2 protein-coding genes and 1 pseudogene are annotated in these 5,269 nt (G+C 73.0%); all 3 read right to left on the bottom strand.

Features of this window, described 5'->3' with window-relative positions; translation table 11 throughout:
• Positions 1-276 precede the first annotated feature (276 nt).
• The gene (locus I6A81_RS40195) at positions 277-1,575 is read right to left on the bottom strand and encodes a hypothetical protein (RefSeq protein ID WP_238428083.1); all 1,299 of its coding nucleotides are present in this window, start codon (positions 1,573-1,575) and stop codon (positions 277-279) included.
• A 415-nt stretch (positions 1,576-1,990) separates the two neighbouring features.
• Entirely contained in the window at positions 1,991-3,811 is a 1,821-nt protein-coding gene (locus I6A81_RS45295) for a condensation domain-containing protein (RefSeq protein ID WP_285223102.1), read from the bottom strand.
• Positions 3,806-5,230 (bottom strand): annotated as a pseudogene (locus tag I6A81_RS45290) (amino acid adenylation domain-containing protein); the annotation flags it as partial. The gene I6A81_RS45295 and the pseudogene I6A81_RS45290, both read right to left, overlap by 6 nt.
• Positions 5,231-5,269 lie beyond the last annotated feature (39 nt).

Raw genomic sequence — 5,269 nt, 5'->3', positions numbered from 1 at the left:
GCTGGCCGCACCAGGCCGTTCCTCGTCAGGCTCGCCTGGGATGACAGCCAACCTGACAGACGAGCCCACGGACGACGGTGGATCGCCGCGGACGTCGAGGGATGCCACACCACCGCCGACCAGGACCAGCGGACAGCCACGGACGCCCCCGGAAGATCCAGATCAAACTACGGATTAGGTGCTCGGGGTTCGAGCCCCTCCGAGCGCGGCCGGTCGCCGATCATGGGGACGCCCGCGCGGGATCCATACCGGCACTGCTCTTCGCTGGGCCGACGGTCATAGTCTGCCTGCCATGGCGTGCTTGACCTCGTCGTCCTCGATGGGGTCGTCGCGCAGCTCAGTCAGCAAGCACCGGATGTTGTCGGTGAGCGGGACGTTTTCAGCGGCCAGCTGTCTTACTTGGGGCTCGCAGTCGAGCAGGTAGGCAGGCAGGTTTTTCATCGTGCGTTGCCGGTCCAGAAGGAGCAGGCTGCGCAGGTAGCTGGCCCGTTCGTATGAATGTGGCGAGGCGATGGCCAGCCAGCGCAGCCGGCGGACCAGGAGAGCGCGGATGTCCACCTGCGCGGTCGGTGGCAGGGACATGAGGATCCGTGCGAGGCCTGCGGTCAGTTGGTCGTAGCCGCACCACTGGTCCGCGAGGCGGTCGAGCGCGGTGAGGAGTGTCGGGATGTCCTGCTCGTCACCGTGTTCGGCGAGCAGGCGCGGGGCCTCGCGGACCAGCGGGTGGTCGGGGTCGGCGGCCCAGGTTCGGGCGGACGGGACCACCAGCGGGCCGAGTGAGTGCAGCGCGCGGACCAGGCCCACGGCCCTTGCGGGTGCCAAGTGCTCGACCAGTTCGAGCAGTTCTGGTGCGGGATTGCCGCGGCGTCGAATCTGCCGCAACGCCAGCGCGACGGTTCCGCGATCTGTTTCCGGTGCCCGCAGGAGGGTGACCAGGTCGGCGTCGGACGTTTCGGAAAGATCGTTCCCGGCGGATGGCCTGCCGCGACGGTTGGGCATGTTGGCATCGAGGTGGGCGTCGCGGCCACGCCAATGTCGCCACGGCTCGCCGGCGGGCAGCAGGTGCGGCGTGTTCTCGGGGTTGAGCCGGGCGGCGGCGGTCTCCCAAAGGTCGTTCCACCACTCGACGGGCCATTCTTCGCTGATTGTTTGTAGCGCCTCGACCCAGCGGGTACCGTCACGGACGTATCCACACAGCGCCTCGCGGGCCTGCGCGTTGCCCCTGCGGGCCAGGGTTTCCAGGATCCCGACCGCGAGATCGAACTGGTTGTCATCGTTGGTGGGATCCCGATGTGGCCAGGAGCGATAGGGGCCGCAGGCGCGTAGCTGCGCGATCAGCGGAGCCAGGTCGAGACGCAGGTCCCGCAGCAGCCGAGCTAGATATGTACAGCGATCGTCGACCTGCCAGTCCCAACGAGTATCCCGACTGGTGCACTCGTAGACCATCTGCGCCTGTTCGGGCTGGCCGCGCAGCCGAACTACGGCAATACCATGACCTCGTTGCAGCTCACCGAGCAAGCTGCGGTACGACGCGTAGTGCCAGACCGGTGGATCGTCCTCGGCTTCCGTGGCCATCGCGGTAAGCATGGAGCTGACCGGGCAGTTGCTCCACCAGTTTTCGGGCCTCGTCAGCGACCGGCGCCGATACCGGGCCGGGGCGCTTCCCGCGGATCTTGATCGGGGTGCTGGGTCGCCGATCTCCGCACACATCTGGTGGTCATGAACCCTTGGGAGGTTCGACGCCCTTCTTGATCGCCGGATGTGTGCGGGATTCGGCGATTCCTGTCCGTTTTGCCCCTGAATGTTGTATACATCTGACGATCTTGTGGGGAGGCCGGGCCGAGACAGGTTGAAGATCACCGGTTGTGTGCGCAGATCGGCGGGCTGGGACCCGCGGAGCATGATCCGCCGAGGCTTCTTGGGTATTCGTTGAGTCGGCTGACCTGCCTGATGTCTTCGTCGAGGACGTCAGGCAGGCGCACCGTCGGGATTACCGGAGTCGCGCAGACTCAGCGAGCAGCGCGACCGCGTCGAGCAAGTGGCCGCCCAGGGCGTCGAGGTCGGCCGCGTCGAGGACGTTGCCGTTCGCGCGCAGGGTCGTCACCAGGGACGCGGGCGAACTCGGGCCCTCGATCGAGCCGACCGCGCAGATGACCTCCAGGTCGTAGCGCAGCGGCAGGTCCGGTTCGGGGTCGTCCGGCAGCAGCTCGTGCAGCGCGCGGTCGGTCACCGGCGCCCAGCCACCGGGGGCTGGCTGCTGGTCGAAGCGGCCCAGGTAGTTGAACTCGATAGGGGGAACCGGCGCCCCGCGCAGCCGGGGATCGTCACGGACGCTCTGGGCCAGGCCGAAGTCGAACCCCTGGTTCGGCACGGCCGCCAACCGCCGCGCGGTCGCCTGCGCGGCCCGCCTTAGCGCCGCGCCTTCCTCCGTCGCCAGCCGAGGCGCGCCGTCGGTCTCGCCGGAGCCCACGGCCTTGGAGCCTGCAACCTCGGAGCCCGTGGCCTCGGACGCCGTGGCCTCGGACGGCGCCGGCACGCGGAACGGGAACACGCTGGTGAACCAGCCGACCGTCGCCGACGTGTCGACGTCGTCCGCCAGCGGCTGTTCGGCGCCCGCCGCCGCGTTGCTGGCCGCTGCGTTGCTGGCCGCGGCGGCGAGGTGGTCGAACCGGCCGTGGGACTCCAGGTCGATCACCACGTCCGGCAGCGCGGGGCGCCAGCGGCGTACCGCCCAGCCCAGCGCGGCGAGCAGGAGCTCGCGCAGGCCGACCTCGCGGCTCACCGCGCCGACCAGGATCTCGGTCGTCTCCGGCGAGGCCGGGAACGTCGCGACCCGAAGGTCGGCGGCGCGGTCGCGGGCCGGGTCGGTGCGCCGGCTGCCCAGTGGCCATTCCGCCCCGGCGAGCTCCGCCGCCCAGTAGGGCACCTGGTCGGCGACCTCGTCGGTGCGCGCCCGCCGGTGCGCCAGCTCGCCGTAGCGCCGGTAGCTGGTCAGCTCGCCGGTCGCCTCGCTCGGCCGGGCCAGCGCCCGCAGCATGATCGCCCAGGACACGGCGTCGACGGCCAGGTGGTGCACGGACAGCGCGAGCAGGTCCGCGTCCGGCAGGTACAGCGCGGCGAGCATCCGGCCGCGGCCGGGGTCGACCAGGTCGATGGTGGCGCGGGCCTCGGCGGCGAGCGTCGCCTCCGCGGCGCCGGGCGCGACCCGCAGCACGTCGGCGGCCTTCACCGCGCCGACCGGGCGGGTGAGAACCGCCTGGCCGTCGGGCGTCAGCGTGGCGCGCAGCATCGGGTGGCGGTCGAGCAGCATCTGCAGCGCCGCCTCGACGCCCGACGCGCCGGTGCCCGGCGGCACCGCCACCAGCTGGGTCTGCGTGAACCGGCGGAAGGAGCGAAGCTCGAGCAGCCACCGCGCGATCGGCAGCGGCGGCACCGCGCCCACGCCTTCGTCGGCGGGCCCCGCTGGCCCGTCCGTCCCCGCGGCGACCGCCCGCGCCGCCAGCGCGTCCGCGGCGTCGGCGAGGTCCCGGATGCTGCGGCTGGCCGCCACCAGCCGTGCCGTGAGGATGACGCCCGCGGCACGACACCGGCTCACCAGCGCGATGGTCGAGATGCTGTCGAGCCCCAGGTCCGCGAGGTCGGCGTCGACGCCGGCCGGCTCCGCGCCAAGCAGCTCGACCGCGATCGTCCACAACGCCCGTTCGGTCGCGGTGGCCGGCCGCGCCCCGGCTTCGGCTCCGTCGGCGCCAGGCGCGCCGCCGCTGGCCAGCGCCTCCAGCGCGCGGACGTCCACCTTGCCGTTGACCGTCATCGGCAGTGTGTCGACGAGCACGAACCGCGCGGGCACCAGGTGCGTCGGCAGCCGGTCGGCCAGCTGGGTGCGCAGCGCGGCCGGCGTCAGGCTGTCCGACGCGTGGGCGTCCGGCTTGTCGGCATCCGGTGTCGGGCCGCCCGACGCCGCGACGAGCCTGGCCGCGACGGGGCTGGCCGGGACGACGAAGGCGACGAGGGCCTGACCGGCGCCGCGCGCCACGGCCCGGACGACTGCCGTCCGCACGCCGGGCACCGCGCGCACCGCCGCCTCGATCTCCGCCGGCTCCACCCGGTAGCCCCGGATCTTGACCTGGTCGTCACCGCGGCCCAGGTACTCCAACGCGCCGGTCGCCATGCGGCGGACTACGTCGCCGGTGCGGTACATCCGCTCGCCGGGCTGGAAGGGGTCCGCGACGAAGCGCCCGGCGGTGTGCCCGGGCCGGCCCAGGTAGCCCCGGGCCAGCTGGTCACCGCCCAGGTAGAGCTCACCGACCACCCCGGCCGGGACGAGCCGCAGCCGGGAGTCGAGGACGTAGGCGCGCATGCCAGCCACTGGGTAGCCGATGCTCGGCTCGGGCGAGTCGGCGAGCGCGGCCGACGCCGCGTCCACCGTCGTCTCGGTCGGCCCGTAGAAGTTGTGGACCGCGGTGGTCGGCAGCGCGCACAGCCGGTCCCAGACGTCCTGGCCGACCGCCTCGCCGCCGAGCCCCAGCACCGCGAGCGGGCAGCGCTCCCCATCCGGCGTGGTCTCCAACAGGCCTGCCTGCGCCAGATGGCCGAACATGGACGGCGAGGTCTCGATCATGTCGAGGCCGAACCGCCGGATGCCGTCCACGAGCCTGGCCGGGTCACGCTGCTCGTCGGCGTCGAACACGTGGATCGCGTGGCCGGACAGCAGGGCCAGCGTCGGCTGCCACGACGCGTCGAAGCTCATCGACCAGGCATGGCCGACCCGCAGCGGCCGGCCCAGCCGGCGGCGCGCCGGCTCGTAGACGCGGTCGCGGTGGTCGGCGAGCAGCGCGGCGATCCCGCGGTGCGTGCCGACGACCCCCCGGGGCTCGCCCGTCGAACCGGAGGTGAAGATCGTGTACAGCGCCTGGTCGGGCGGCACGGTCACGGCCGGTCGCTCGGCCGGCCGGGCGGCCACCAGCGCCGCCGTCGACGGGTCGGTCACGTTCAGCACGGGCAGCGCGCAGCCGGGCAGAGTGTCGGCGGCGGCGATCACGAGTACCGCCGAGGTCCGGTCGGCCAGCGTGGTCAGGCGTGCCGCGGGCACCGGCCACTCGACGGGCACCGACACGCCGCCGGCCAGCGCCACCGCCAGAAGGGCGACGACGTAGCGCGGGCCGCGCGGCAGCGCGATGACGACCGCGTCCTCCGGGCCGACGCCGCGCGCGACCAGGCCCCCGGCGAGCCGGGCCGCGGCGGCGCCGCGCTCGGCCTAACCCCGCCCGCC

It is taken from the genome of Frankia nepalensis (genome assembly GCF_016786325.1).
Taxonomy (GTDB): Bacteria; Actinomycetota; Actinomycetes; order Frankiales; family Frankiaceae; genus Pseudofrankia; species Pseudofrankia nepalensis.
This window is presented reverse-complemented; position numbering and strand designations above follow the sequence as displayed.